General features: G+C 60.0%; 3 protein-coding genes. All 3 read left to right on the top strand.

Annotation, left to right across the window (positions count from 1 at the left end; genetic code table 11):
- On the top strand, positions 1-975 hold a 975-nt coding region (locus IYN85_RS25430; RefSeq protein WP_196161790.1), incomplete at its 5' end, for an ABC transporter permease.
- Positions 976-1004: 29 nt separating this feature from the next.
- Positions 1005-1970: an ABC transporter permease gene (locus IYN85_RS25425; RefSeq protein WP_230390979.1), complete on the top strand. Its 966-nt coding sequence runs from the start codon at positions 1005-1007 to the stop codon at positions 1968-1970.
- On the top strand, positions 1967-2862 hold an 896-nt coding region (locus IYN85_RS25420), incomplete at its 3' end, for an ABC transporter ATP-binding protein (protein WP_370592250.1). The genes IYN85_RS25425 and IYN85_RS25420, both read left to right, overlap by 4 nt.

Here is a 2862-nt window from a genome sequence, read left to right as displayed (position 1 = left end):
ATGGCTTTTATATTCCGGCGCTTGGCTTTCTACATCGTGGCCATCTTTGTCGCCATTACCTTTAACTTCCTGATCCCCAGGCTCATGCCCGGCGATCCGGTCGACGCCCTGTTTGTCGCCGCCGGCGGCAAGATCCCACCCGAAGCCCTCGCCGGCTACAAAGAGATGCTCGGCTTCGTCGACGGGCCATTGTGGGTGCAGTACCTGCAGTATCTGAAAAGCGTGTTAACCCTCGACCTCGGCCCCACCATCATGATGTTCCCGGTGCCGGTCACCAAAATTCTCGGTAACGCCTTTCCATGGACCATGACCCTGTCGCTGATCGCGATTTTAACCTCGGTTATCATCGGCTGTTTCATCGGTCTGTACGCGTCCTACAACCGCGGCGGTTTTGTCGATCGCTTCTTTCCGATCTTCTGGCAGTTCGTCGCGTCCATGCCACAAGCCGTCACCGCGCTGTTCATCTTCTTTGCCTTCGCCATGACCCTGAAGTGGTTCCCGCTGGGCTTTGGCTTTGACCCGGATCTGGATCCGGCGTTCAACTGGCCGTTTATCCAAAGCATTCTGCACCACGCGGTCTTACCGTTGGTCACCATCATTCTATCCGCCATCGCGATGTGGATCTTCACCATGCGCAACGCCATGGTCAACGTGCTCGGCGAAGACTACATCACCATGGCCAAAGCCAAAGGCCTGAGCTCGAACCGCGTGATGATCCATTACGCCGCGCGTAACGCCATCTTGCCGGTGGTCACCGCCGTCTCCATGGCGCTCGGCTTTGCCGTCACCGGTCAGGTGTTTATCGAGCAGGTGTACAACTACCCCGGCGTCGGTCAGCTGATCATCAAAGCCACGTCCGCGCGCGACTACCCGCTGATGCAAGCCTGCTTTCTGCTGATCGTGGTGTTTGTGCTGGTGGCCAACTTCGTGGCCGACGTGCTGTACGTCTTCCTTGATCCCCGTTTGCGTAAGTGAGGCCCGCCATGACTCAGAGACTGGCTGACATGACCGCCACCACCGACCCCCAACATGAGAACACCGCGATGACGTTTATCCGCAAATTATGGGCGCCCGCCGCACGCTTTTTTAAAGGCAACCCCGCGGGCATCATGGGCACCGCCATTGTCACCACCATTTTAGTGGCCTGTCTGGCCGCGCCGTTGCTCACCGACAACGCCCCGAACAAACGGGTGGCCCGGGGCCACCAACCGCCCAGCGCCGAGCTCTACTTTGGCTCGACCCGGGCCGGGAAAGACGTGTTCAGTCAGGTGCTGTACGGCGGCCGGGTGTCGATCATGGTGGCGTTCTCCGCTGCCACCGTCACCACGTTAATCGCTCTGTTGGTCGGTGTCAGCTCCGGTTACTTCGGCGGCAAGATCGACGAAGTGATGATGGCCATCACCAACATTGTGCTGGTGTTCCCGCAGCTGCCGCTGCTCATTATCCTGGCCGCGTTCTTAGGGCAGGTCGGACCGTTGATCATCGCCATGATCATCGCGCTCACCTCCTGGCCGTGGGGCGCACGCGTCATGCGCAGCCAGACCCTGGCCTTGCGCAACAAAGAATTTATCACCGCCGCCGAAGTCATGGGCGAAAGCAAATGGCGCATCATCCTGGTGGAAATCATCCCCAACCTGATCAGCCTGGTCGCCGGGATGTTCGTCGGCACCAGTCTGTACGCCATCGGCATGCAGGCCGGTCTGGAATTTTTGGGCTTTGGTGACCCAACGGTCGTGTCCTGGGGCTCCATGCTGTACTGGGCGCAATCCAGCGCCGCGTTCATCGTCGGCGCCTGGTGGGACTTCGTCGCCCCCGGCACCGTCATTGCCCTCATGGGCGGCGGACTGGCCTTGTTGAACATGTCCATCGACCAGGTCTCCAACCCCAAACTGCGCACCGGCGCCTACATCAAAATCTGGCGGCGCATGAAAGCGGACGTTGAAGCCAAACGTAAGGGGGCCAAAGCGTGAGTATCTCGAAACAGCCACTGCTGCAAATTAAAAACGTCTGTGTCGACTACGTCACCGACAACGGCAATGCCCGTGCCGTCAACCACGTCTCCCTGGACATCCACCCCGGTGAGACCGTCGGCCTGGCCGGCGAATCCGGCTGCGGCAAAAGCACCCTGGCGTTCGCCATCGCCAACCTGCACAACGCCCCGGCGTTGATCAGCGACGGCGAAATCCTCTTCGAAGGCCGCGACATCCTGAAAATGAACGACGCCCAACTGCGCCAGTTCCGCTGGAACGAAGCCGCCATGGTGTTCCAGAGCGCCATGAACTCGCTCAACCCGGTCATCACCATCGGCGACCAGCTGATCGACGTCGTGCTCGCGCACAAAGACGTCAGCAAAGCCGAGGCCTATGCCAAGGGCGAAGAGATGCTCAAAATCGTTGGCATCCACCCCTCACGCATGAAGTCCTATCCGCACCAATTGTCCGGCGGTATGCGTCAGCGCGTGGTCATTGCCATCGCCCTGATCCTGCGCCCCAAACTGATCATCATGGACGAACCGACCACCGCCCTCGACGTCGTCGTCGAACGCGACATCATGGACGAACTGTACCAACTGAAAGACCAGTTCGGCTTTGCCATCCTGTTCATCTCCCACGACCTGGGCCTGATGGGCGAGATCGCCGACCGCATCGGCGTCATGTACGCCGGCAAACTGGTCGAACTGGGTAACGCCGAAGAGATCCTGCACCACGCCAAACACCCATACACCCAAGGCCTGGTGCGCTCGTTCCCCACCATCCACGGCCCCAAAGTGCGCCTGGAAGGCATCCCCGGCAACCCGCTTAACCTGCTCGACACCCCCAACGGCTGCTACTTCCAGGCCCGTTGCAGCCAATGTGTGGACCG

Source organism: Reinekea sp. G2M2-21 (assembly GCF_015687175.1).
In the GTDB taxonomy this organism is placed as follows: domain Bacteria; phylum Pseudomonadota; class Gammaproteobacteria; order Pseudomonadales; family Natronospirillaceae; genus Reinekea.
Note: the sequence above shows the minus strand (reverse complement) of the source record. Positions and strands in the feature narration are given on the sequence as shown.

Coding starts and splice junctions, on each gene's coding strand:
- IYN85_RS25425 (WP_230390979.1), top strand. CDS start 1,005: ATGACCGCCACCACCGACCCCCAACATGAGAACACCGCGATGACGTTT.